The 22,070-nt window shown below is 65.1% G+C and carries 20 protein-coding genes and 1 pseudogene; 7 read left to right on the top strand and 14 right to left on the bottom strand.

Annotated elements, in window-relative coordinates; genetic code table 11:
* Positions 1–14 precede the first annotated feature (14 nt).
* The 5 genes and pseudogenes from H143_RS0112415 (at position 15) to H143_RS0112395 (ending at position 4,525) form a co-directional block, all read left to right on the top strand.
* A complete protein-coding gene (locus tag H143_RS0112415; protein WP_019938567.1) occupies positions 15–437 on the top strand; it encodes a CopD family protein in 423 nt (140 codons plus the stop codon).
* 25 nt (positions 438–462) lie between these two features.
* Positions 463–2,028 (top strand): THUMP domain-containing protein, encoded by a 1,566-nt coding sequence (locus tag H143_RS0112410; protein ID WP_019938566.1) that lies wholly within the window; start codon positions 463–465, stop codon positions 2,026–2,028.
* A gap of 110 nt (positions 2,029–2,138) precedes the next feature.
* Positions 2,139–2,345, top strand: a complete 207-nt coding sequence (locus H143_RS20605; protein WP_019938565.1) for a hypothetical protein — start codon at positions 2,139–2,141, stop codon at positions 2,343–2,345.
* 261 nt (positions 2,346–2,606) lie between these two features.
* A pseudogene (locus tag H143_RS0112400) lies at positions 2,607–3,944 on the top strand (acyl-CoA synthetase); the annotation flags it as partial.
* 59 nt (positions 3,945–4,003) lie between these two features.
* Positions 4,004–4,525 carry a gamma carbonic anhydrase family protein gene (locus H143_RS0112395; RefSeq protein WP_019938563.1) on the top strand — a complete coding sequence of 174 codons (522 nt, stop codon included), beginning with the start codon at positions 4,004–4,006 and terminating at the stop codon, positions 4,523–4,525.
* Between the two features lie 40 nt (positions 4,526–4,565).
* Here H143_RS0112395 and H143_RS0112390 read toward each other — a convergent pair whose 3' ends face one another.
* From H143_RS0112390 to H143_RS0112355, 8 genes are all read right to left on the bottom strand, one after another.
* Positions 4,566–6,665: an EAL domain-containing protein gene (locus H143_RS0112390; protein ID WP_019938562.1), complete on the bottom strand. Its 2,100-nt coding sequence runs from the start codon at positions 6,663–6,665 to the stop codon at positions 4,566–4,568.
* 64 nt (positions 6,666–6,729) lie between these two features.
* Positions 6,730–7,455, bottom strand: a complete 726-nt coding sequence (locus tag H143_RS0112385; protein WP_026350000.1) for a TadE/TadG family type IV pilus assembly protein — start codon at positions 7,453–7,455, stop codon at positions 6,730–6,732.
* Between the two features lie 92 nt (positions 7,456–7,547).
* Positions 7,548–8,465, bottom strand: coding sequence for an Hsp33 family molecular chaperone HslO (gene hslO / locus H143_RS0112380; protein WP_019938560.1), 918 nt, complete (start codon positions 8,463–8,465; stop codon positions 7,548–7,550).
* A gap of 27 nt (positions 8,466–8,492) precedes the next feature.
* Positions 8,493–8,894 carry a cell division protein FtsB gene (gene ftsB / locus H143_RS0112375; protein WP_019938559.1) on the bottom strand — a complete coding sequence of 134 codons (402 nt, stop codon included), beginning with the start codon at positions 8,892–8,894 and terminating at the stop codon, positions 8,493–8,495.
* Positions 8,895–8,971: 77 nt separating this feature from the next.
* Complete coding sequence (gene eno / locus H143_RS0112370) at positions 8,972–10,258, bottom strand: phosphopyruvate hydratase (protein WP_019938558.1); 1,287 nt, start codon at positions 10,256–10,258, stop codon at positions 8,972–8,974.
* Between the two features lie 43 nt (positions 10,259–10,301).
* Positions 10,302–11,174: a 3-deoxy-8-phosphooctulonate synthase gene (gene kdsA / locus H143_RS0112365; protein WP_019938557.1), complete on the bottom strand. Its 873-nt coding sequence runs from the start codon at positions 11,172–11,174 to the stop codon at positions 10,302–10,304.
* 2 nt (positions 11,175–11,176) lie between these two features.
* Entirely contained in the window at positions 11,177–12,829 is a 1,653-nt protein-coding gene (locus tag H143_RS0112360) for a CTP synthase (RefSeq protein ID WP_019938556.1), read from the bottom strand.
* Positions 12,830–12,928: 99 nt separating this feature from the next.
* Complete coding sequence (locus tag H143_RS0112355) at positions 12,929–13,438, bottom strand: Lrp/AsnC family transcriptional regulator (RefSeq protein ID WP_026349999.1); 510 nt, start codon at positions 13,436–13,438, stop codon at positions 12,929–12,931.
* Between the two features lie 182 nt (positions 13,439–13,620).
* Here H143_RS0112355 and H143_RS0112350 point away from each other — a divergent pair, with 182 nt between their 5' ends.
* Entirely contained in the window at positions 13,621–14,637 is a 1,017-nt protein-coding gene (locus H143_RS0112350) for a 1-aminocyclopropane-1-carboxylate deaminase (RefSeq protein ID WP_019938554.1), read from the top strand.
* A gap of 13 nt (positions 14,638–14,650) precedes the next feature.
* Here the strand turns inward: H143_RS0112350 and H143_RS0112345 are convergent, their stop codons facing one another.
* Together H143_RS0112345 and H143_RS0112340 are read right to left on the bottom strand one after the other, a co-directional pair.
* On the bottom strand, positions 14,651–14,932 hold the full coding sequence (locus H143_RS0112345; protein ID WP_019938553.1) for a hypothetical protein: 282 nt from the start codon (positions 14,930–14,932) through the stop codon (positions 14,651–14,653).
* A 16-nt stretch (positions 14,933–14,948) separates the two neighbouring features.
* Positions 14,949–16,124, bottom strand: a complete 1,176-nt coding sequence (locus tag H143_RS0112340) for a M20 aminoacylase family protein (RefSeq protein WP_019938552.1) — start codon at positions 16,122–16,124, stop codon at positions 14,949–14,951.
* Between the two features lie 129 nt (positions 16,125–16,253).
* Between H143_RS0112340 and H143_RS0112335 the strand changes: the two genes are divergently transcribed.
* Positions 16,254–17,204, top strand: a complete 951-nt coding sequence (locus tag H143_RS0112335) for a LysR substrate-binding domain-containing protein (protein ID WP_019938551.1) — start codon at positions 16,254–16,256, stop codon at positions 17,202–17,204.
* 99 nt (positions 17,205–17,303) lie between these two features.
* Here H143_RS0112335 and H143_RS0112330 read toward each other — a convergent pair whose 3' ends face one another.
* From H143_RS0112330 to gsiD, 4 genes are all read right to left on the bottom strand, one after another.
* Complete coding sequence (locus H143_RS0112330) at positions 17,304–19,109, bottom strand: aminopeptidase P family protein (protein ID WP_019938550.1); 1,806 nt, start codon at positions 19,107–19,109, stop codon at positions 17,304–17,306.
* A gap of 16 nt (positions 19,110–19,125) precedes the next feature.
* Positions 19,126–19,962, bottom strand: coding sequence for a M55 family metallopeptidase (locus tag H143_RS0112325; RefSeq protein WP_019938549.1), 837 nt, complete (start codon positions 19,960–19,962; stop codon positions 19,126–19,128).
* Positions 19,963–20,060: 98 nt separating this feature from the next.
* On the bottom strand, positions 20,061–21,152 hold the full coding sequence (locus tag H143_RS0112320; protein ID WP_019938548.1) for a P1 family peptidase: 1,092 nt from the start codon (positions 21,150–21,152) through the stop codon (positions 20,061–20,063).
* Between the two features lie 14 nt (positions 21,153–21,166).
* On the bottom strand, positions 21,167–22,063 hold the full coding sequence (gene gsiD, locus H143_RS0112315; RefSeq protein WP_019938547.1) for a glutathione ABC transporter permease GsiD: 897 nt from the start codon (positions 22,061–22,063) through the stop codon (positions 21,167–21,169).
* Positions 22,064–22,070: the final 7 nt, after the last annotated feature.

Raw genomic sequence — 22,070 nt, 5'->3', positions numbered from 1 at the left:
TGCGCTTCATGCTTATGCTCTGGGTCAAGGCCCTGCACATCGTCTTCATCGCCTCGTGGTTCGCCGGGCTGTTCTACCTGCCCCGCATCTACGTCAATCTGGCACAACAGACCGACCCCGGCGTTCAAGCCTGCCTGCTGGGCATGGCGCGCCGCCTGTACCGCTTCACCACCATCCTGGCTTTTCCCGCCGTCCTGCTGGGCCTGTGGCTGTTCCTGGGCTACGGCATAGGCATGGGGCCGGGCAACGGCTGGATGCACGCCAAGCTGCTGATGGTCGTGCTCGTCATCGGCTACCATCATGCCTGCGGCGTCATGCTGCGCAAGTTCGAGCAGGGCCGCAACACCCGCTCGCACACCTTTTACCGCTGGTTCAACGAGATCCCCGTCGTGCTGCTGCTCATCGTGGTGGTACTGGTCGTCGTCAAACCTTTCTGAAGCCGCCACGGCTGTACACACCTTCATGTCCGACGACACCGACCGTCCGCGCAAGACGCTGACCCTGACCCGCCCCAGCCGACCCGCCGTCGAGGATGAAGGCCCGCGCCGCAAGCGCAGCGGCGCCCGCGCGAAAAATGCCGCGCAAATGGAGCGCGGCCGAGAAAAAGCCGAATCTCGGCAAGAAGCGGAACGCACGCGCGACGGCGGCATGAGTCAGGGCCGCGCCGAGCACCTGCCCAGCCCTTTAGAGGGAGGGCGGCCCGCGCAGCGGGTCCAGGGCGCCCCTGTGCGCCCGAGCCGACCGAATTGGGCGGGGCAGGCGCTCGGCGCAGCCTCGGTGGCAGAAGAACTCAACAACGATCCCGACAACCAGGAGTCCATCGCAGAAGCGTTCAGCGAGACTCGCGTAGAACGCCGGAAACGCCCTCTGAGCGCCAAGCAGGCCGAAGTCTTCAAGGTCTTCGCCCCCTGCCCTCAAGGCCTGGAAGACGCCCTGGCCGCCGAAATGCAGGCCCTGGACTTCGATGACGCCCAGCCCGGCCGCGCCGGCTGCAGCTTCACCGCCGACTGGAGCGGCATCCAGCGCGCCAATCTGTACTCGCGCCTGGCCACACGCATCCTAGCCCAGGTCGCTCAAGATGAAATCGGCCACGAGGACGACATCCTCGATCTGGCCTACAGTGTGCCCTGGGAACGCTGGTTCGGAGCCGAACAGACCTTGCGCGTGGATACCTCCGCCATCAAGAGCCCCGTGCGCAGCCTGCAATATTGCAACCTGCGCGCCAAGGATGGCATCTGCGACCGTCTGCGCGACCGCGAAGGCGCCCGCCCCGACATCGATACCGTGCGTCCCGATGCGCGCGTGCACCTATTCATCCACGGCACTCTCGCCACGCTTTATCTGGACACCTCGGGCGAATCGCTTTTCAAGCGCGGCTGGCGCCTGGACAAGGGCGAGGCGCCCTTGCGCGAAAACCTGGCCGCAGGCCTGCTGGCCCTGGCCGGCTGGGACCCTTGTGCCCCTCTGCTCGATCCTTTCTGCGGTAGCGGCACCATCCTCATCGAAGCGGCCGGCATCGCGCTGGGCGTGCCGGCGGGCATCTGGCGCCCTTTCGGCTTCGAGCGCATGCGCGGCTTCGACAACCGCCACTGGCGCGACCTCAAAGACGACGCCCGCGCCCGCATCCGTAGCCAGCTCGACACGCCGCTCGTGGGCTACGACCTCGACCCTCAGGCCGTGGAGCATGCGCATGCCAACGCCGGGCGCGCCTGGCTCACACCGCAGGCCATCCGATTTGAAGTGGGCGATGCACGCACCGTGGAACCGCCCTGCGCACCCGGCTGGATTGTGACCAATCCGCCCTACGGCGACCGTATGGACCAGATCGACGACGGCCTCTGGCGCGATTGGGCCTCCAACCTGAAGAAGCACTACGCCGGCTGGCGCCTGCACACCATCAGCAGCGACATGGCCTTGCCCCAGCATCTGCGCCTGAAGCCGCAGCGCCGCATTCCCATCTACAACGGGGCGCTGGACTGCCGCCTGTTCGGTTTTGAGCTGGTGGCCAGCAGCTATCGGGACGTGTAGTTTTCCGGAAACACCAGACTTGCAACGATCCAGGGTTTACCCTAAAATAGGGTTTACCCTGTAAGAACCGGAAAGCAAAAACGGTTCACACGCATTCTGGAGCCTCTGCAATGCCCTCCTACATTTTCTCGAACGATCGCCTGGCCGACGATCTGGATTATCTGTCCGACGAACTCGAGCGCCAATTGGTGCTGATGGCGATCGAAGAACAATTCCGCCCGCACCCGCTGCGTGCGCTGAGGGCTTGGGCCGGCAAAATGATGCAGGCGCTGCACCGCACGTCCAGCCGCCCCCAGATGGCCCGCGCTGGCGTGTAAACCCGCAAATTTTCCCCTTGGGGGCTGCTCTCTAGCCCCTTTCAAACCCGCCTAAATGGCGGGTTTTTTTATCGTCGCCCCCCACGAAGGCAAGGCCAGATTTTTTTGCTTCGTGAAAACCCTTGTATGTCCCTAATAGGAGCATGGAACATATTGCAGTCCCGGTCCCGCTAGGTCATGCTTAGCGTCTGGCCCACCCGGCATTTCGCCGCGATATTCGGGCCGGTTCCCGCAGCCGTGTGCGCTACACACCATAGGGCCATGAACGACCAATATCAGGCGCTCCACCAAACCTTCCGCTGGCTGGTTCCCGCTCAATTCAATATTGCGCAGTCATGCTGCCACCAATGGGCCGCCACGCCCGCGCACGCGCGCAGCATTGCCGTCTTCTATGAAGACGAAGACGGCCAGCGCGAGGTGTGGACGTACGGCCGACTGGCCGAAGCCGTCAATCAACTGGCCAACGGGCTGGTCAAGCTGGGCATCAGTCCGGGCGATCGCGTGGCCGTGGCCATGGGCCAGCGGCCTGAAACCGTGGTGGCTTACATGGCCATCTATACCGTGGGCGCCGTATCCGTACCCCTGTCCACCCAGTTGGGCTTTGATGCCATGGAAAACCGCCTGAGGGATTGCGGCGCCCAGGTGGCGGTAATCGATTCGACATCCCGCGCTGCCCTACTCGTCGCGGCGGACCGCTGCCCGCAGCTGCAGCAGATCGTCGGCGTCGATCTGGCCAGCGAGCGCATTCTTCCCTGGCGCAGCCTGCTGGCGCGCCAGCCTGCCAACTTCAAGCCCGTGATCACCCGCGCCAGCGACCCGGCCATTCTGCTCTACACTCCGGATGCCGCAGGCGCCGCAAAGGGCATCTTGCTGCCGCATAGCGCGCTGATAGGCATCCTGCCCGGCTTTGTCGCCTCGCAAAACTGGTTTCCCAAGCCAGGCGACGTGTTCTGGTCGCCGGCCGACTGGGCACGGGCCGACGGCTTGATGCAGGCCTTGCTGCCCACGCTCTATTTCGGCCGTCCCATTGTCGGCACACCCGGTGGCTTCTCGGCCGAGCGCGCCTTCGACTTGTTGCAGCGCTATCAAATCACCAACACCCGTTTCTCAGCAGCCGAACTACGGACGATGATGCAAAGCCAAAGCACGTCCGGTGCGCGCGAGCAACACAAGCTGGCGCTGCGCGCCGTGGTGAGCACCGGCGCGGACATGGACCCGGCCGTGCGCGCGTGGTGCGAATCGGCGCTGGGCGTGGCGTCGAACCAGATGTACGGCCAGGCAGAGATGAACTACGTGGTCGGCGACAGCAACAAGCGCTGGCCTTCCAGGCCCGGCAGCATGGGACGGCCCTACCCCGGCCATCGCATGGCGGTCATCGACGAGCAAGGCAGGATCTGTTCAGTCGGCCAGATGGGCGAACTGGCCCTGAACCGCTACGACATCCACGGCCATCCCGACCCGGCCCTGTTCCTGGGCTACTGGAGCGACGAGGCCGCCGCGCGCGCGAAGTTCAGCGGCGACTGGTGCCGTACAGGCGAGCGCGCCAGCGTCGATTCTGAAGGCTATCTATGGCGCGCGGCAAGCGCCGATGACATCTTCGCGCCGGAACCCGCACGGCCGGAGCACGTGCAACCCGCGGACATTTCAAAATAAACCTTATGGCCATCTACCAACTCGACACGCTGACTCCGGACATCGCCTCCAGCGCCTATATCGCGGACAGCGCCGACATCATCGGCCAGGTCATATTGCGCGAAAACGTCAGCATCTGGTCGCACGTGTCCGTACGCGGCGACAACGAACCCATCACCATAGGCCGCGGCAGCAACGTGCAGGAATCCAGCGTGCTGCACGTGGACGCGGGCTGCCCGTTGGTCGTGGGAGAGAACGTTACCGTCGGCCACCAGGCTATGCTGCACGGCTGCACCATCCAGGACGGCGCGCTGATCGGCATGCAGGCCATCGTCCTGAATCGGGCCGTGGTCGGCCGCAACTGCCTGGTGGGCGCGGGCGCCATTGTGCCCGAAGGGCGCGTGATCCCCGACAACTCTCTGGTGATCGGTATCGGCAAAGTGGTACGCGAACTCACGCCCGAAGAAATCGCCACCATGCACGCCAATACGCGCCACTACGTCGAACGCGGCCAGCAGTACAAGACCGAACTCAAGCGCATTGGATGACAGCGGTCTGGGATAAGGCGCATGTGGGCATGTTCGTGTTTCAGATGGTCCGGTCGGACAGGGCCTGCATGAGCTTCTCGCGGATCCGGCGATATTCGGGGCTGCTCGGCCCCTGATTGATGGCCGCCAGCATGAAGACGCGCGAAAGGCCCGGATCGATGATGTCCAGGGGCAGCGCCGGCGGGGTGACGTCGCTGGCCAGGCCCATAACCGAAGCCTCGTCGCGCAAGAGGTAGAGACACTCTTCCCAGATGAGCAGCCGGGCCATCTGTCCCAGAACACTGTGCTTGCGGACCGGCTCGGGATAGGTCGGATGCGCGGCCAGCCAGGCAGTGATCTCGTCGGCCGGCAAGGGTGGCGTCAGCACATAGCCCTGTATGGCATCAGCACCCAATATGGTCACGGCCTCGAGCAGCCCCTCGTCCTCGACCCCTTCCACGATCACGTTTTTACCCAGGGAATGGCCCAGGCGAGTGAGCTGAAAAATGAAATGCAGCACGTCGGCGGAGTTCTCGCTGCCAATTACCACCAAGCTGCGGTCGATCTTGACCGCGTCAAAGGGCAGCTCGCGCATGCGCTTTAAACTGCTGTGTCCCGAGCCCAAGTCGTCCTCGGCCAAACTGACGCCCAGCTCCCGATAGCGGTCCAGCGCCGTGACAACGTCGATGCCCACCGACATGTCGTCGGTTTCGAGAATTTCCAGCGTGAGCATGGAGGGCGGACAGCCGTTGCGCGTCAAGGCCTGCACGGTGGCATCGTAGTATCGGATGTCGCCCAGGGCGTCCGCGGGCATGTTGATCGAGACGGCCAGATCCGGATTCAGTCCACTGCGTTGCCAGAGGCCCCACTGGCGCAAGGTCTGGTCTAGACCTCGGGCATACAACACCAGGAAATCCTCCGAGGTCAGGGCCGCAAAGAACTCGCCGGGCGACAGCAGTCGGTCGCCGTCGCGCAGGCGGGCCAACGCCTCGACCTTGACGATGCGGCGCGTCTTCAGATCGAGCAGCGGCTGATAGTGCATGCACAACGCTTCGGTCTTGAGCAGATCGGCCCAGCGGCGGCGCTGCTGATAGGGCACCGGATGGACGACGTTTTCCTGGGCATCCAGGCGCAGGATGGCATAGGTCAGCAGCGACTGCAGCTGCTTGAGAAAGGCGATCTGGTCGTCCGAACTGAATCCGCCGGGATAATTGCTGTACAGGCCCAGCATGGCCGTCGGTCCGATGCCGGACTGGCTGGCCAGCGGCACCGCCACGATGGAGTGAAACCCGTATTCCAGCGCCAGCCCGCGCCAGATCGGCATGTCGGCATCGGTGGCGACATTGATGCAATGTTCGATGCGATTGCTGCGCCAGGCCTTCTCCGCGGGGCTGCGCTCCAGCCACGGCTCGCCGGCATCGATCCGGGACGAACGGATCGCCTGGGCGCGCGCAAGATAGGTTTCCAGTCCAATGCCTTCCAGCGCTTCGAAGCAGAGCGTCTTCATATTGCCGGGACGGCCGATCAGGCAGGCGCATATGCCGGGATGGCCTGCCAGCAGCTCGGCGGTCTTGGCGATGAGATCGACATAGCTGCCCGCCTCCCACGCCAGGCGCGTGATGCTGAGCAGTAGCCGGGTGCGCTGGGCGTGGATTTCCTGGTAGACCGTCAGGTGCCAGGCCAGGTCGCGCATCATGCGGGCCGACAGTACCGGCAGGGTCCGATCATGCTTGTTGCGGCCCACGTGTTCGATGATCAGGGCGTAGAGCAGATCCTTGGTGAAGGCCAGTTCTTCTTTGCCGACGCAAGACAGCGCAAGCCGGCGCCCCACGGCGCGAGCCATGGCTTCGTGGGTTTGCGCGGTCAGCCCTGGCTCCAGCAGGCCGAGCAGATTGGCGACCTGCCAACGCTTGATCTCGACGCGTTCTTCGTCCGATAGGGCCTTCAGGAGATGGCGAGACCGGGGCATGCCCTCCAACCTGAGGTTGTAGGCATCGATGATCCGGGCGGCCAGGGGCGCGATATCCAGCAAAAGGCTGGACAGGCCCGGTTCGCAGGCCGGCCCATACAGTTGTGCCTCATCCTGCGCTATGACAATAGCCGTTTCAGCGGGGTTGTCTCGTGTGGCAGGCGTTTCGGGCAACGCAGTCCTGAGCGGCATAGGGGTGGGCGCTTGAAGGTCCGGCGTCCTGTTTGGCAGAGTCTGCATCATATATGACCTGGATTCAACATGTACGCTCGGCGGGTGAAACACCCTGGTCCGCCGGCCAGGTCAAGGCGTGCGATTGCATGTCCATTGTCATTTCCAGCCTCAGGGGCAAGGCGCCGGCGGCCAGGATGCGTCGCGCGCAAGCGTCGGCCGCACCCGCCGCCAGCGTGCGCAACAACGGCCGCAAGGCCGGCACCAGGGGTTCGACCACGTAGACCAGACGCAGGCGCAAGGAATTGGCCTCGAAAATCGTCAGCCCGGAACGGGGGCCGCGGCCCTGCGGCCATCTGGCCGTGTAGCCCGCATGCTGTTCAGCCTGGTAATCGTTGCGGATGGCTCGCTGTTCGCGTGCGTCTTCGGGCAGCAGCAGGCCGCGCTGGCCGAAATCGGCATACGCCGCCCGGTCCGGCTGAAGCACCCATAGGCGCCAGGCGGGCAAGCCGCTGCGTGCCTGTGTGCGCTTCCAGGCCGCACGCAGCCGCTGCCGCGAGCCGCCATCCGGCGCGGCATAGCGCGGCGCCATGCCGGCCTCGAAGGCCTGCGCCATCAAACCAGGGCGCAAGTGCCCGGCGGCCCCGGCCCGGGCCGCCTCGGTCAATGCCACCTGAGCCAGATGGCGCATCAACTGCCAGTGGGCGAACTCCAGCGCCGCCAGGCCGGCGAAAAGAACGATCCCCAGCGCCACGGCCGATTCGACCAAGGCGCTGCCGCACTGAGCAGAAGTGGCGGAACGACGATACATGACGCAGCAGTGTGCGGGTCGCGCACGGCCGCGTCGATTGTGGAAACTACGCTCAGGAAACTACGCTGTGACCGAATGGTCCCGGGCGCTCGTCAATGCACCGTGGGCGGATGCTGCGAACCGGGGATCGGCGCGTCCGCCGCGAACAGGCTGGCGCAATCGACCGCGTCGAACAAGTAGGGCTTGCCGCAGAAATCGCACAGAACCTCTACGTGCCCCTGTTCGGCCAGAATCGAGTCGACCTCGTCACGGCCCAGCATGCGCAACATCTCGGCTACGCGTTCGCGCCCGCAGGGGCAGTGCCAGCGCACGTCCATGGGATCGAAGGCAAGCAGGGTTTCCTCCCAATACAGCCGATGTATCAGCGTATCGGTGTCCACCGACAACAGTTCGCCAGCGCCCAGGGTCGAGGCCAAATGCGTGGCGCGGTTCCAGGCTTCGTCCGGCGCCTCGCCGGGCTGTCCGCCGTGATCGGGCAGTCGCTGCACCAGCAGGCCCGCCGCCTGCTGGTCGTCAGCCGCCAGCCACAAGCGGGTATCGAGCTGCTCGGACGACTTCATATAGTGTTCCAGCGCCTGTGCCACGGTTTCGCCTTCCAGCGGAACGATGCCCTGGTACGTCTGATGTCCCGGCGTCTTGCGCTTGGGATCGAGCAGCACCGTAAAGCGCCCTGCGCCGTGCACGTTCAGCAGGGACTGCAGGGTGCCGTCTTCGGGCACCGTTTGGCCTTCGCGCACTTTGACCGTGGCGCGCAGGCTCAGGTCGGACCGGCATTCCACCACCACCAGCGAAATAGGTCCGTCGCCCTGGATCTGCAGCAGCAGCGACCCGTCGAACTTGATGTTGGCCGCGAGCAGGGTCGACGCCGCGACCAACTCTCCCAACAGCCTGCGCACCACGGGCGTATAGGCATGGTGGGCCAGCGCGTCGCGCCAGGTATCGGAAAGCCGCACGGCCTGCACGCGTACGGAACGGTTTTCGAAAAGATATTTTTTTAGCTGGTCAGTCATATCGTCACATCGCGCTGTCGCAGCGCATCAACGTCCAGGCGCCGGCCTAGGCTTGCCGGACACGGGTCTGGCGGCCGGCTTGGCGCGCGCGGCCCGGGCCTGGGCCTCCTGCGTCGCCGTGGCATTGGCCACCGCCGCCGTATTGGGGACGGGGGTCCCGGCAGGCAGCATTTCCACGAACACCTCGCCCGGGCGTATCATGCCCAACTCGGTGCGGGCGCGTTCTTCGATCGCGTCGGTGCCATTCTGCAAGCTTTGCACCTCGGCTTGCATGGCCGCATTGCGGGCCCGCATGCTGTCGTTGGCCGCGTGCTGCTGGGCGACCTGCTTTTGCATGTCCCAAACATTGCGCCACCCGCCCTTGCCGAACCAGAGCGGGTACTGGATCAATGCAGTCAGCACGAACAGCAGCAGGAACAACAGACGCATGAACGCGCACCCTCGCAGCAGCTGCGGCAAACTCCCCGATAATCCGGCCGCATCGCAACAGCCGGAGCACGCGGAAATCAGCGCAGGTTGTAGAAAGCCTCGATACCCGGGTAGGAAGCCACTTCGGCCAGTTCCTCTTCGATGCGCAGCAACTGGTTGTACTTGGCCATGCGGTCCGAGCGCGACAGCGATCCGGTCTTGATCTGCATGGCGTTGGTGGCCACCGCGATGTCGGCGATGGTCGAGTCTTCGGTTTCGCCCGAGCGGTGCGACACCACAGCGGTATAGCCGGCGCGCTTGGCCATCTCGATGGCGGCGAAGGTTTCGGTGAGCGTGCCGATTTGGTTGATCTTGATGAGGATCGAGTTGGCCACGCCCTTCTGGATGCCCTCGCGCAGGATCCGGGTATTGGTGACGAAGATGTCGTCGCCCACCAACTGCACCTTCTTGCCCAGTTGGTCGGTCAGGAGCTTCCAGCCGTCCCAGTCGTTTTCGGCCATGCCGTCTTCGATGGAGATGATGGGGTACTTGTCGCACCAGGCAGCCAGCAGGTTGGCGAACTCCTGCGAGGACAGCGAAACGCCGCCCTCGCCCTCCAGCACGTACTTGCCGTTCTTGTAGAACTCGGAGCTGGCGCAGTCCAGGCCCAGGGCGATCTGCCTTCCGGGCTCGTAGCCGGCCTCGTCGATGGCATTGAGTATGAGCTGGATGGCCGCTTCGTGGTTGGCCACGTTGGGCGCGAAGCCGCCCTCATCGCCCACGGCGGTGGACATGCCCTGCTTGCTGATCAGCTTCTTGAGATGGTGGAAAACCTCGGCGCCCCAGCGCAGGGCCTCGCGGAAGCTGCCCGCGCCCACCGGCAGGATCATGAACTCCTGCATGTCCAGCGTATTGTTGGCGTGCGCGCCGCCGTTGATGACGTTCATCATCGGCACCGGCATGGAGAGCGGGCCACTGCCGCCGAAGTAACGGTACAGCGACAAGCCGGATTCGTCGGCGGCGGCGCGGGCCACGGCCATGGAGGCGGCCAGGATGGCATTGGCGCCCAGGCGTCCTTTCGAGTCGGTGCCGTCCAGCTCGATCAGGGTGCGGTCGATGAAGGTCTGCTCCTGCGCATCCAGGCCCATGAGGGCTTCGCAGATCTCGGTATTGAGGTTCTCGACGGCGCGCAGCACGCCCTTGCCCAGATAGCGGCCCTTGTCGCCGTCGCGCAACTCGATGGCTTCGCGGCTGCCGGTGGAGGCCCCCGAAGGCACCGCGGCGCGGCCCATGGAGCCGGACTCCAGCAGCACGTCACATTCGACGGTGGGGTTGCCGCGCGAATCGAGGATTTCGCGGCCGATGATGTCGACGATAGCACTCATGAGTTCACTTTCCTGAAATGATGAAAATCCGGTTGGCCCGAGCTCAGCCCGCGCAGGCCCAGTCGGCGCGGCTTTCGATGAAGCCGTTGCGCTTGGTGACGCCGTCCAGCGCGATGAGCGTTTCCAGCAGCGCCGCCATATGGTTCAGCGGCACGGCGTTGGGGCCGTCCGACAAAGCGTGCGCCGGATCGGGGTGCGTTTCCATGAACAGGCCCGCCACGCCCACGGCCACCGCCGCGCGCGCCAGCACCGGAACGAATTCGCGCTGGCCGCCCGACGAAGTGCCCTGCCCGCCAGGCAGTTGCACCGAATGCGTGGCGTCGAACACCACCGGGCAGCCGGTCTCGCGCAGGATGGCCAGCGAGCGCATGTCCGACACCAGGTTGTTGTAGCCGAACGAGGCGCCGCGCTCGCACACCAGGATGTTGCCGCCGTCGCCGCCCGCTTCCCGGGCCGCATCGCGCGCCTTGTTGACCACCTGCACCATGTCGTGCGGCGCGAGGAACTGGCCCTTCTTGATGTTGACCGGCTTCTTCGTCGCAGCGCAGGCGCGGATGAAGTCGGTCTGGCGGCAGAGGAAGGCCGGCGTCTGAAGCACGTCGACGACCGCGGCCACGGCCTCGATCTGCGGCGTATCGTGCACGTCGGTCAGCACCGGCACGCCCAGATCCTTCTTCACGTCGGCCAGGATCTTCAAGCCTTCGTCCATGCCGGGACCGCGATAGGAATTGCCCGAACTGCGGTTGGCCTTGTCGAAGGAGCTCTTGTAGATAAAAGGAATGCCCAGCTTGCCGGTGATTTCTTTGAGCAGCCCCGCCGTGTCGAAGGCCATCTGGCGCGATTCGATCACGCAAGGGCCGGCGATGAGGAAAAAGGGCTGATCCAGGCCGACATCGAAACCGCAGAGCTGCTTCATGTTCAGTCTCCTTTGGTGCGCTGCGCTTTATGCTCGAGCGCGGCGCGGATAAAGCTGGAGAACAGCGGATGGCCGTCGCGCGGCGTAGAGGTGAATTCGGGGTGGAACTGTACGCCTACGAACCAGGGGTGCGAGGGCAGCTCCATCATCTCGGGCAGGTTCTCGGCGGGCGTGAGCGAACTGATCGTCATGCCCGCCGCTTCCAGGCGCGGCACGTAGTTGTTGTTGACTTCATAGCGGTGGCGGTGGCGCTCGTTGACCTCGGCGCCGTAGATGCGCGAGGCCAGCGTGCCCGGCTTGATGGGGCAGCGCTGCGCGCCCTTGCGCATGGTGCCCCCCAGGTCGGAAGCGGCGTTGCGCTTCTCGACGCGGCCTTCGCGGTCCATCCACTCGGTGATGAGAGCCACCACCGGATGCGGCGTATCGGCGTCGAACTCCGTGCTGCTGGCACCCTCCAGGCCCACCACGTGGCGGGCGTATTCGATCACCGCCAGCTGCATGCCCAGGCAGATGCCCAGGTAGGGAATGGCGTTCTCGCGGGCGTAGCGTATGGCCTTGATCTTGCCCTCGGTGCCGCGCTTGCCGAAACCGCCCGGCACCAGGATGGCGTCCAAGCCCCGCAGCGCGTCGGTGCCGTTGGCGTCGATATCCTCGGAGTCGAGGTACTCGATGCGCACGCGCGAGCGCGTGTGAATGCCGGCGTGTACCAGGGCCTCGGACAGCGATTTGTACGACTCGGTCAGGTCGACGTACTTGCCGACCATGCCGATGGTGACTTCATGCAGCGGATGTTCCAGCGCGTCGACCAGCTTGTCCCACATGGACAGGTCGGCGGGCGGCGGCGTCAGGCCCAGGGCTTCGCAGACGATGTTGTCCACGCCCTGGTCGTGCAGCATGGTGGGGATCTTGTAGATGGAATCGGCGTCCCACACCGAGATCACGGCGTCCAGCGGCACGTTGGAGAACATCGAGATCTTGGCGCGCTCATCGTCGGGCACCCGGCGGTCGGCACGGCACAGCAGCACATTGGGATAGATGCCGATTTCACGCAGCTTTTGCACCGAATGCTGAGTGGGCTTGGTCTTGAGCTCGCCGGCCGAGGCGATGAAGGGCACCAGCGTCAGATGCACGAAGGCGGCGCTGTTGCGGCCCAGGCGCAGGCTCATCTGACGCGCCGCTTCGAGGAAGGGCAGCGACTCGATATCGCCCACCGTACCGCCGATCTCGACGATGGCCACATCGGTCGCGCCGTTCCAGGAGGCATCCGCGCCGCGGGCGATGAAGTCCTGAATCTCGTTGGTGATGTGGGGAATGACCTGGACGGTCTTACCCAGGTAGTCGCCGTGGCGCTCCTTGCGCAGCACGGACTCGTAGATCTGGCCGGTGGTGAAGTTGTTCACCTTGCGCATCTTGGCCGAGATGAAGCGTTCGTAATGGCCCAGATCCAGGTCGGTCTCGGCGCCGTCTTCCGTGACGAACACCTCGCCATGCTGGAAGGGACTCATGGTGCCCGGATCGACGTTGATGTAGGGGTCTAGCTTGAGGAGGGTGACTTGCAGGCCGCGCGATTCGAGAATTGCGGCCAGAGACGCGGCGGCTATCCCCTTGCCCAGGGAAGAGACGACGCCGCCGGTGACAAATACGTATTTGGTCATCGTAGGTGGCACCTTGAGGGTTTGCATCCCCTCAGGTGCATGCGGGAAATTTGGATTATAGCGGCGTCAATGGGTACGCGCGCCAACTCCCGGTGAAATCTAGATCGGAATGCGCGTGGTCGAGAGAATTTCCTTGATCACCACGAAAGTGCGGATCTGGCGCACGCCCGGCAGGTAGAGCAGTTGCTCGGCGTGGAGCCGGCTGAAGCTGTCCCCGTCTTTTGTGCGCACCAGCATGAAGTAGTCGAATTCGCCCGTCACGACATGGCACTCCATGCAGCCGGAGACTTTCTGCGCCGCTTTTTCAAAATCCGCGAAGGACTCGGGTGTGGAACGGTCGAGCACGACACCGATCATCACCAGCATGCCCAGCTCGAGCGCCCTGGCATCGAGCAGCGCCACCGTGCCGCGAATCAGCCCCATCTGCTTGAGCCGTTCGACGCGGCGCAGGCAGGCCGGCGCGCTCAGGTTCACCTTGGCTGCGAGCGCCACGTTCGAGATCGACGCATCGCGCTGCAGCTGGCGCAGGATGGCCCGGTCGACCCGGTCGATTTCAGGATTTGCCGGGCGGGCCTGGACGGAGTCATCTTGCAATTTTATTGCTTTCATAAAATGAATGAAGAAATTATTTAATAATAATATCCAAATAAATAGATTTTAGATAAGCATATACATCTATTTTTGCAACCCTATTTCTCGGCAATTTCTCTACCATTGACTGCATCACGGCATCGGCGCGGCCCCCTTCGAGTCCCCGACGCCGAAGATTCCCTTTTCCACCGGAGCCCCGCATGAATCTGAAGAAATTCCCCCGCCATTCGCTCACCTTCGGCCCGACCCCGATCCAGCCTCTGCCCCGGCTAAGCAAGCACCTGGGCGGAAAGGTCGAGCTATACGCCAAGCGCGACGACTGCAATAGCGGCCTGGCATTCGGCGGCAACAAGACCCGCAAGCTCGAATACCTGATCCCCGAAGCGCTGGCCCAGGGCTGCGATACGCTGGTTTCCATCGGCGGCATCCAGTCGAACCAGACCCGGCAGGTCGCCGCGGTCGCCGCGCACCTGGGCATGAAATGCGTGCTGGTTCAGGAAAATTGGGTCAATTACTACGACGCGGTGTATGACCGCGTCGGCAATATCCAAATGTCGCGCATCATGGGCGCGGACGTGCGTCTGGTCGCCGACGGCTTTGACATCGGCATTCGCAAAAGCTGGGAAGATGCGCTCGAAAGCGTGCGCATGGCCGGCGGAAAGCCGTATGCCATTCCGGCCGGCTGTTCGGACCACCCCCTGGGCGGCCTGGGTTTCGTCGGCTTCGCCGAGGAAGTGCGCCAGCAGGAAGCCGAACTGGGCTTGAAGTTCGACTACATCGTGGTGTGCTCGGTCACGGGCAGCACGCAGGCGGGCATGGTGGTCGGCTTTGCCGCCGACGGCCGGGCCGATCGCGTGATCGGCATCGACGCATCGGCCAAGCCTGCGCAAACGCGCGAGCAGATCCTGCGTATCGCGCGCCAGACGGCGGACAAGGTCGAGCTGGGCCGCGATATCGCCGCCGCCGATGTCGTTCTGGACGAACGCTACGGCGGCCCCGAATATGGCTTGCCCAATGATGGCACCCTCGAGGCGATCCGCTTGTGCGCCAGGCTGGAAGGCGTGATGACCGACCCGGTCTACGAAGGCAAGTCGATGCACGGCATGATCGACAAGGTACGCCTGGGCGAATTTCCCGCCGGGTCGAAAGTGCTCTACGCCCATCTGGGCGGCGTGCCTGCGCTGAGCGCCTACAGTTTCCTGTTCCGCGAGGGTTGAGCGCGCTGGCGGGTCAGCCCGGCGGCTGGCCCGCGGGTTCGCGTATCCAGGCAACGATCAACAGGGAAACGATGCCGCGTCCAAACAGGCGCCAGGCCGGCGCCATCGGGTCATCGAGCCGCTTGATCCGCAGCGATGCGAAGCGATAGAGGGTGAAGTCGGGGAACGCCAGTCCGTTGCCCGGCGTGATGGCGGCAATGGCTTTGGCGCGTCGCGCCGGGCGCGCGGATGCAAGGGGCGCGATGGTACCGGCCGGCATCGAAATGACGCGCCATCCTTGATGCCTGCGGATCATCGTCGAAGCAGGCGCTTCAGGCGCGCAGGAAGCGCTCGGTGAGCTTGACCCAGTAGGCCGCGCCAAGCGCGAGGCAGCCGTCGTTAAAGTCGTACCCTGGGTTATGGACCATGCAACCGCCCTCCCCGTCGCCGTTGCCGATGATGAGATAGCTGCCCGCGCAGTGCTCGAGCATAAACGCGAAGTCTTCGCTGCCCGTGAGCGGATCGAGATTGGAAATCAGTCCGTCCTCGCCGACCCAATCGCGCGCGACGCTTTCGGCGAACTCGGTCATGGCAGCGTCGTTGACCAACACCGGGTAGCGCCGCTGGTAATCGATGCGCGCCGTGGCGCCGTAGGCGCCGGCTTGCGCCTGCGCCAATGCCGTGATGCGCTCCTGCAACAGGTCCCGAACCTCGGGTCTCAGGGAGCGCACCGAAAGCCGCATCTGCGCGGTCTGCGCAATCACGTTGGGCGCCTCGCCCGCGTGGATCGCCCCGACCGTGATGATGGCCATGTCCAGGGGTGCCACATTGCGCGACACAATGGTCTGCAGCGCCAGCACCACGTTCGCGCAAACCACGATGGGATCCACTGCCTTGTGCGGCACCGCGCCGTGGCCGCCGCGGCCGTCGATATCGATGATGACCGTATCCGACGAGGCCATGAAAGCGCCGGGACGGAACCCGAATTTGCCGGTCGGATGGCCCGGCATATTGTGCATGGCGAACACCGCGTCGCAAGGGAAGAGATCGAACAACCCGTCCTCGATCATGCGCCGGGCGCCTGCCAGGCCTTCCTCCGCAGGCTGGAAGATCAGGTGCAAGGTTCCGTCGAAAGCGCGCGTCTGCGCCAGATGCCGGGCAGCGGTCAGCAGCATCGCCGTGTGGCCGTCATGGCCGCAGGCATGCATCTTGCCTGGATTGCGGCTGGCGTAATCGAGTCCGGTCGTCTCGTGGATGGGCAACGCATCCATGTCGGCGCGCAGGCCCAGACGCCGGGCGCCGCCGCCCACCTTCAACGTACCGATCACGCCGGTGCCGCCCAGGCCGCGATGCACGTCGTAGCCCCACTCCTGCAGCCTCTGCGCCACCAGGTCGCTGGTGACGAACTCTTCGTACGCCAGCTCGGGATGAGCGTGGATCGCATGACGCAGCGCAATCATCTCTTTTTCGATCGCGGCAATTTCGGAAGGAATGACCGGGGCGTTCATCGTCGTCTCCTGCGGCAGCGGGGCCTGTGGTTGCTAGATAGCTCGCCAGCATAGCGACAGCGGTCTGGCCTGGACAGCCCCTACAATGGTTGGCCTGCCAATCATAGGTTGCCTCCTGGGTTATCGCTTGTGAAATTCCACCAGTTCCGCACCCTCGTCGCCATGGCCGACACCGGCAGCATCCGGGCTGCGGCACGCGCGCTGAGCATCTCGCCCGCGGCCGCGACCAAGGCGGTGCGGGAACTAGAAGCCGAACAGCAGATCGCGCTGGTGACGCGCAGCGCAAGCGGCATCGCCTTCACCGAAGCCGGCCAGGCCCTGCTGGAGCATGCCCGAGCCATCCTGCACCAGATGGCTCGGGCGCAGGAAGACCTCGATCGGCGGCGCGGCCAAAACCGCGGCACCCTGTCTATCGGTGTCACGCCCTGGCTGGCCCTGTCCTTTCTGCCCGACGCCGTCAACCTGTTTCGCGCGCGCATGCCGCAGATGCGGCTGGAGTTCTACGAAGGCCTGCTCAATATCGCGATGCCGCGCCTGCGCGACGGTACGCTGGATTTTTCGTTGGGCAAGCCGGTGCAGGCCTCCTTGCACGCGGAGTTCACCCAGACGCCGATCATGGCGACCGAATCGGCCGTGGTGGTGCGCAAGGGGCACCCACTGGAACATGCCCAGTCGCTGCGGGAGTTCCAGGACAGCGAATGGCTGCTCAACTGGGACCCGGCCAGCAAGGAGATGATCGCCGACACGGTCTTTCACCGGCACGGACTGCCGCTGCCCCAAAAGGCGCACCTGGCGCACTCCTGGGCCGTGGCGATGGGCCTGCTGATGCACACCGACATGGTGAGCATCTTTCCGTGGCCGCTGATCGAGACGCGCCTGGCCCGCGAGAACCTGAGCGCGCTCACGCTGCAGGAGGACGTGGACCGCACCATGGTGAGCATCATCGCGCGGCGCGGCGTGCCGCTCTCGGCGGCGGCGGAATGCTTCCTGGACTGCCTAAAGACCTCGGTACGTGCCGGCGCGACCTCGCCGGACTCCGAACGGCGACGCCTGTACCGCTCGCTGGAACTGCTGATCTGACGCGGGTTCTCAAGCCGTCTGCGGGGTATCGGGCTGTCCCTGCCCAGCCCGGCAACCTAGGACGCCTCAAGAACTCAAAAAATAAGCACCTCCAGGAAATCAGGCAGCGGCCTGCAGCGGCTCGGTGCGCGCGATCAGCCAAGCCTGGGCCGCCCCCGACACCAAGGACGAGAGGCGCTGGCGCACGGTGGCGTGATAGTCGTCGAGCCAGGCGATTTCATCGGGACGCATCAGTTCGCGATCGATGCAGCGCGTGTCGATGGGACAGAGCGTGAGCGTCTCAAAACCCAGGAACTCGCCCAGCTCGCCCGACAGCCAGGGCCGGCAGGCAGTCAGGTTTTCGATGCGCACGCCCCAGCGGCCGGGCCGATAGATGCCGGGTTCGTTGGAGGTGATCATGCCCGGCTCCATGGCGGTGTGCGGCAGCGGCGCGGCACGGTAGGAAATGACCTGCGGCCCTTCGTGCACGTTCAGGAAATAGCCCACGCCGTGGCCCGTGCCGTGGCCGTATTCCGCGCCGCCCGCCCAGATCGGCGCGCGCGCGATGGCATCGAGCATGGGGCCGGGCGTGCCGCGGGGAAAGGCCGCGCGCGACAGCGCGATCATGCCCTTGAGCACCAGGGTGTAGTCCACTTTCTGGTCGGCGCTGGGCGCGCCCACCGGTACGACGCGGGTGATGTCGGTCGTGCCGCCCGAATACTGGCCGCCCGAATCGATCAGGAGCAGGCCGTCGCCCTCGATGACGGCGTGCGACTCGGGCGTGGCGCGGTAATGGGGCATGGCGCCGTTGGCGTTATAGGCGGCGATGGTGGCAAAGCTCGCGCTGACGTAATTAGGCTGGCGCGCGCGCGCGGCGGCGAGCCGCGTATCGATGTCCAACTCGGTCACGGTCTGGCCCGCCGCCATGGCGGCCTCGAACCAGGCGAAGAATTCGCACAGGGCCGCGCCGTCGTTCGCCATGGCTTCGCGCACGTGGGCCAGTTCCGCATCGCTCTTTCTGGATTTGAAGAACGTCGAAGGATTGACGGCCTCGATGCGCGCCACGGCTGGATCCATCAGGTGGAACACGCCGCAGGTCACGCGCGTCGGATCGATCAGCAGCGTCTGGTCCGCTTCGATCGAGCCCAGGGCTTGGGCGGCCTGCTCGTAGGGCGCGACGTCCACGCCGTCTTCGGCCAGCCGCGCGCGCAATGCCGCCGATACCTTGCCCTCGCCCACGAAGAGCGTGGCGTGGTCCGCGCCGATCAGGGCATGGGCCAGGAAGACCGGGTTGTATTCGACATCGGATCCGCGCAGGTTGAACACCCAGGCAATATCGTCCAGCGTGCACAGCAGATGCACATCGGCCTTGCGCGCCGCCATGGCCTGACGCACGCGCGCCAGGCGCTGCGCGCGGGACTCCACGGCATGGGGCGGAAGATGTTCGAAGACCGGGGAATCGGGCAGCGGCGCGCGGTCCCGCCAGATCTCGCCCAGCGGATCGGCCATGATGTCCAGCGCCACACCCACCGGCGCCAGCGCCTGCGTCAAGGCGCGAAAGGCCGACAGGCCCAGTACCCGGCCATCCACGCCCACGCGCGAACCCGGGTGCAGATTGGCGGCCAGCCAATCGACGTGGCCGGGCGAACCCTGCACGAACAGTTTCATCAATGTGATGCCACTGCCGGCCAACTGCTTCTCGGCCTGCACCCAATAGCGGCTATCGGCCCACAGGCCGGCGAAATCGTGCGTGACGACCAGGGTGGCCATCGAACCGGTGAAGCCCGACAACCAGCGGCGGCCTTGCCAGTATTGCGGCAGGTATTCGGAAAGATGCGGATCCGAGGACGGCACGATGCAGGCATCAAGATCGAGGCGGCGCATGGCCTGCCGCAGGGAGACAATGCGGGCGGGAATGGTGGACATGGATTTCCTGTTCGGACTAGCGCAGCATGGAGGACATGGCCGACAAGCTGTTGAGCGTACGTACGGCTGCCTGCACGGTATCGACCGTCAAGCGCAGCGTCACGCCATCGACGCGTTCCAGCGTGGGCCAGGTGCAGAACAGGTCGGCCAACGCCGTGCTCTGGGTCTGCAAGCGGCATTCTATCGGACCGGGAATGCGGAACGGGCCGGCCTTGTCCGCCGTCTTGCCCGACAAGGCGGTACGCACGACCCGCTCGGCCGCCTGGGCAATGGCCTTGCGCGCGGCTTGCGGCGACAGCGTCACGCCGCTGCCCTGCCCGTGCGCCACCTTGGTCTGTACCCACTCGGCATGCGGAAAGAGGGGGCGCGTCTCGGCGATGAACACGTCGTCGCCGCTGGCCATCAGCACCGGCACGCCCAGCTCTCCGGCCAGGGCGCCGTACAAGCCGGCCTCGCCCAGTTCCATGCCGTTGAGGTGCACGCGTGCAAAAGCGAAGCTATTGATGGTGTGGGCCAGCACGCCGCGGCCCTGCGCGCGGCTGTGGTAACCCACCATCAGCACGGCGTCGCAGCCCTCCTCCAGGCCGCTCATCATGCCCAGGTAGCGCGGCTTGCCCAGCACCAGGCGGGCGCGCTCGTCGAGCTGGTCGGGCTGCAGATTGCGAAAGCCGCCGTGCGAATCGTTGACCAGCACCTCGGTGGCTCCGCCCGCGAACGCCCCTTGCGCCGCGGCGTTGGCCTCGGCCGTCATCCAGGCGCGGGCGCGCTCGTATTCGCCGTTGCCGGCGCGCGTCTGCTCGGCATGGAACACGCCTGCCACGCCCTCGATATCGGTGGAAATAAGTATCTTCATGATGGAAATCCGTGAATAAAATGCCCCCACGCCGCGCCTACGGCTTGCTGCCCCCCCAAGGGGGCGTTTTTACCTTGGGGCGGCCCGACGGTAAAAAATCACAATACCGTGCGGGCCAGCCAGTCGCGCCATTCGGGAATCAGTTCGCGCACAGCCAGGCGCACGTGGTTGTCGCGTCCGAGCACCATCTCGGCGCGCCAGAGCGCGGCGATGATGGACTGCTCGACCGCTTCGGCCGCCGCATCGAACAGCGGGTCCAGCCGGGACTCGTGCAGCATGGGCACGGCCGGCATGCTGCGCTCGGCCAGATGCGGCACGGTATAGGCCGTGGAGAAAGCCAGCGCGATGTCGCCGCTGCCGTGGCCGAAGTTCGATCCCGTGCGCGCCAACCCCGCGCCCGCTCGCAGCGACAGGCGGCGCAGCTGGCGCGCGTCCAGCGGCGCATCGGTGGCGACCAACAGGATGACCGAACCCTTGTCGACCTGGTCCGCGCGCCTGCGTCCGACAGCCACGCCGCGGTCCAGCCTCTCGGACAGCAGGCGGCCGAAAGGCCGGCCGGCCACGGTCAAGGCGGGCAGTTTGCCGAAGTTCGACAGCACCAGCGCGCCCACCTGGTAGTGGCGCGCGGATACCGTAGCTACGCGCGAGGCCGAGCCTATGCCGCCCTTGAGCCCAAAGCTGGACATACCCCGCCCCGCCCCGACCGCGCCCTGCGCAAAATCCGGGCCGGCCGCGTCATAAGCGCGCAGGTAGTGCGCCTCCGCCACCGGCAGCGACTGCATGTCGTTCAGATAACCGTCGTTGCACTCGAACACCAGCGGATTGACCGTGGCCAGCTCGCGGCCCACCTCGGGATTGGCCTGTATGGCCTGCAACACCTGGGCGTTGAAAACGGCCCCCACACCAAAGGTGCCCGTGAGCGCGATGGGCGTTTCGAGCACGCCCAGTTCCTGGACCTGCATCAGGCCGGTGCTCTTGCCAAAGCCGTTGAGCACCGTCAGGCCGGCCGGCACCTTGTCGCGATACGGATCCCCGCCGTGCGGTCGAATCACCGTCACCCCGGTCTGCACCGAATCATGGTCGAGCGTGCAATGCCCGACCGTCACGCCGTCTACGTCGCAAATCGAATCGCGCCGCCCCGAAGGCAAAGTACCGATGCGCGGCACACTGCCTTCATTGATGGATTGCATCGCAAAACCCTTCTTCAGCGGCGGTCGATCTTGGGATCGAGCGCATCGCGCAGCGCATCGCCCAGCAGATTGAACGCCAGCACCGTCAGGAAAATGGCCAGGCTGGGAAAGAGCGCCTCGTGCGGCGCGTTGACCATGTCGGCCCGCGCGTCATTGAGCATGGCGCCCCACTCCGGCGTGGGCGGCTGCGCACCCATGCCCAGAAAGGACAGGCTGGCCGCCGTGATGATGGATGTGCCCACACGCATGGTGAAGTAGACCACGATGGAGGAGATCGTGCCCGGCAGGATGTGCCGCACGATGATGGTCCAGTCGGACGCGCCGATGCTCCTGGCCGACTCGATGTAAGTCAGGTTCTTGAGCACCAGGGTATTGCCGCGCACCAGGCGGGCGAAGGCCGGCACGCTGAACACCGATACGGCCACCACGACATTGGTCATGCTGCTGCCCAGGATGGCCACCACGCCCAAGGCCAGCAGAATGCCGGGAAAGGCGAACAGCACGTCGGAAATGCGCATGGTGACGCGGTCCCACCAGCCTTCGTAGTAGCCGGCCATCAGGCCCATCGCCGTGCCGATGACGCCCCCCAGGAACACGGAGAAAAAGCCGGTGGCCAACGAAATGCGCGCGCCCGCCAGGACGCGACTGAAGATGTCGCGCCCCAGGGAATCGACGCCGAACCAGTGCGCCAGCGACGGGCCGCTGTTGAGCATGTCGTAGTCGAAGTAGTTCTCGGGATCGAACGGCGTAATCCAGGGCGACAAGATGGCGACCACGATCAGAAAGATCACGAAAGCCAAGGCGATCATGCCCAGCTTCTGCTTCTTGAACTTGCGCCAGAACTCGCTCCAGGGCGTACGCACGCGGGTGCCGGCAGTGGGCGCGGCGGCCGTGGCGGAAACTTGCGTCATACCGGGC

The sequence above is a fragment of the Bordetella sp. FB-8 genome, from assembly GCF_000382185.1.
In the GTDB taxonomy this organism is placed as follows: Bacteria; Pseudomonadota; Gammaproteobacteria; order Burkholderiales; family Burkholderiaceae_B; genus Bordetella.
The sequence above is the reverse complement of the archived record's forward strand: the minus strand, read 5'-3'. Positions and strand labels throughout refer to the sequence as shown.

Excerpts from the sequence above, each read along its gene's own strand:
- H143_RS0112415 (WP_019938567.1), top strand. The coding sequence starts at position 15 with ATGCTCTGGGTCAAGGCCCTGCACATCGTCTTCATCGCCTCGTGGTTC.
- H143_RS0112410 (WP_019938566.1), top strand. The coding sequence starts at position 463 with ATGTCCGACGACACCGACCGTCCGCGCAAGACGCTGACCCTGACCCGC.
- H143_RS20605 (WP_019938565.1), top strand. The coding sequence starts at position 2,139 with ATGCCCTCCTACATTTTCTCGAACGATCGCCTGGCCGACGATCTGGAT.
- H143_RS0112395 (WP_019938563.1), top strand. The coding sequence starts at position 4,004 with ATGGCCATCTACCAACTCGACACGCTGACTCCGGACATCGCCTCCAGC.
- H143_RS0112390 (WP_019938562.1), bottom strand. The coding sequence starts at position 6,665 with ATGCCGCTCAGGACTGCGTTGCCCGAAACGCCTGCCACACGAGACAAC.
- H143_RS0112385 (WP_026350000.1), bottom strand. The coding sequence starts at position 7,455 with ATGTATCGTCGTTCCGCCACTTCTGCTCAGTGCGGCAGCGCCTTGGTC.
- hslO (WP_019938560.1), bottom strand. The coding sequence starts at position 8,465 with ATGACTGACCAGCTAAAAAAATATCTTTTCGAAAACCGTTCCGTACGC.
- ftsB (WP_019938559.1), bottom strand. The coding sequence starts at position 8,894 with ATGCGTCTGTTGTTCCTGCTGCTGTTCGTGCTGACTGCATTGATCCAG.
- eno (WP_019938558.1), bottom strand. The coding sequence starts at position 10,258 with ATGAGTGCTATCGTCGACATCATCGGCCGCGAAATCCTCGATTCGCGC.
- kdsA (WP_019938557.1), bottom strand. The coding sequence starts at position 11,174 with ATGAAGCAGCTCTGCGGTTTCGATGTCGGCCTGGATCAGCCCTTTTTC.
- H143_RS0112360 (WP_019938556.1), bottom strand. The coding sequence starts at position 12,829 with ATGACCAAATACGTATTTGTCACCGGCGGCGTCGTCTCTTCCCTGGGC.
- H143_RS0112355 (WP_026349999.1), bottom strand. The coding sequence starts at position 13,438 with ATGAAAGCAATAAAATTGCAAGATGACTCCGTCCAGGCCCGCCCGGCA.
- H143_RS0112350 (WP_019938554.1), top strand. The coding sequence starts at position 13,621 with ATGAATCTGAAGAAATTCCCCCGCCATTCGCTCACCTTCGGCCCGACC.
- H143_RS0112345 (WP_019938553.1), bottom strand. The coding sequence starts at position 14,932 with ATGATCCGCAGGCATCAAGGATGGCGCGTCATTTCGATGCCGGCCGGT.
- H143_RS0112340 (WP_019938552.1), bottom strand. The coding sequence starts at position 16,124 with ATGAACGCCCCGGTCATTCCTTCCGAAATTGCCGCGATCGAAAAAGAG.
- H143_RS0112330 (WP_019938550.1), bottom strand. The coding sequence starts at position 19,109 with ATGTCCACCATTCCCGCCCGCATTGTCTCCCTGCGGCAGGCCATGCGC.
- H143_RS0112325 (WP_019938549.1), bottom strand. The coding sequence starts at position 19,962 with ATGAAGATACTTATTTCCACCGATATCGAGGGCGTGGCAGGCGTGTTC.
- H143_RS0112320 (WP_019938548.1), bottom strand. The coding sequence starts at position 21,152 with ATGCAATCCATCAATGAAGGCAGTGTGCCGCGCATCGGTACTTTGCCT.
- gsiD (WP_019938547.1), bottom strand. The coding sequence starts at position 22,063 with ATGACGCAAGTTTCCGCCACGGCCGCCGCGCCCACTGCCGGCACCCGC.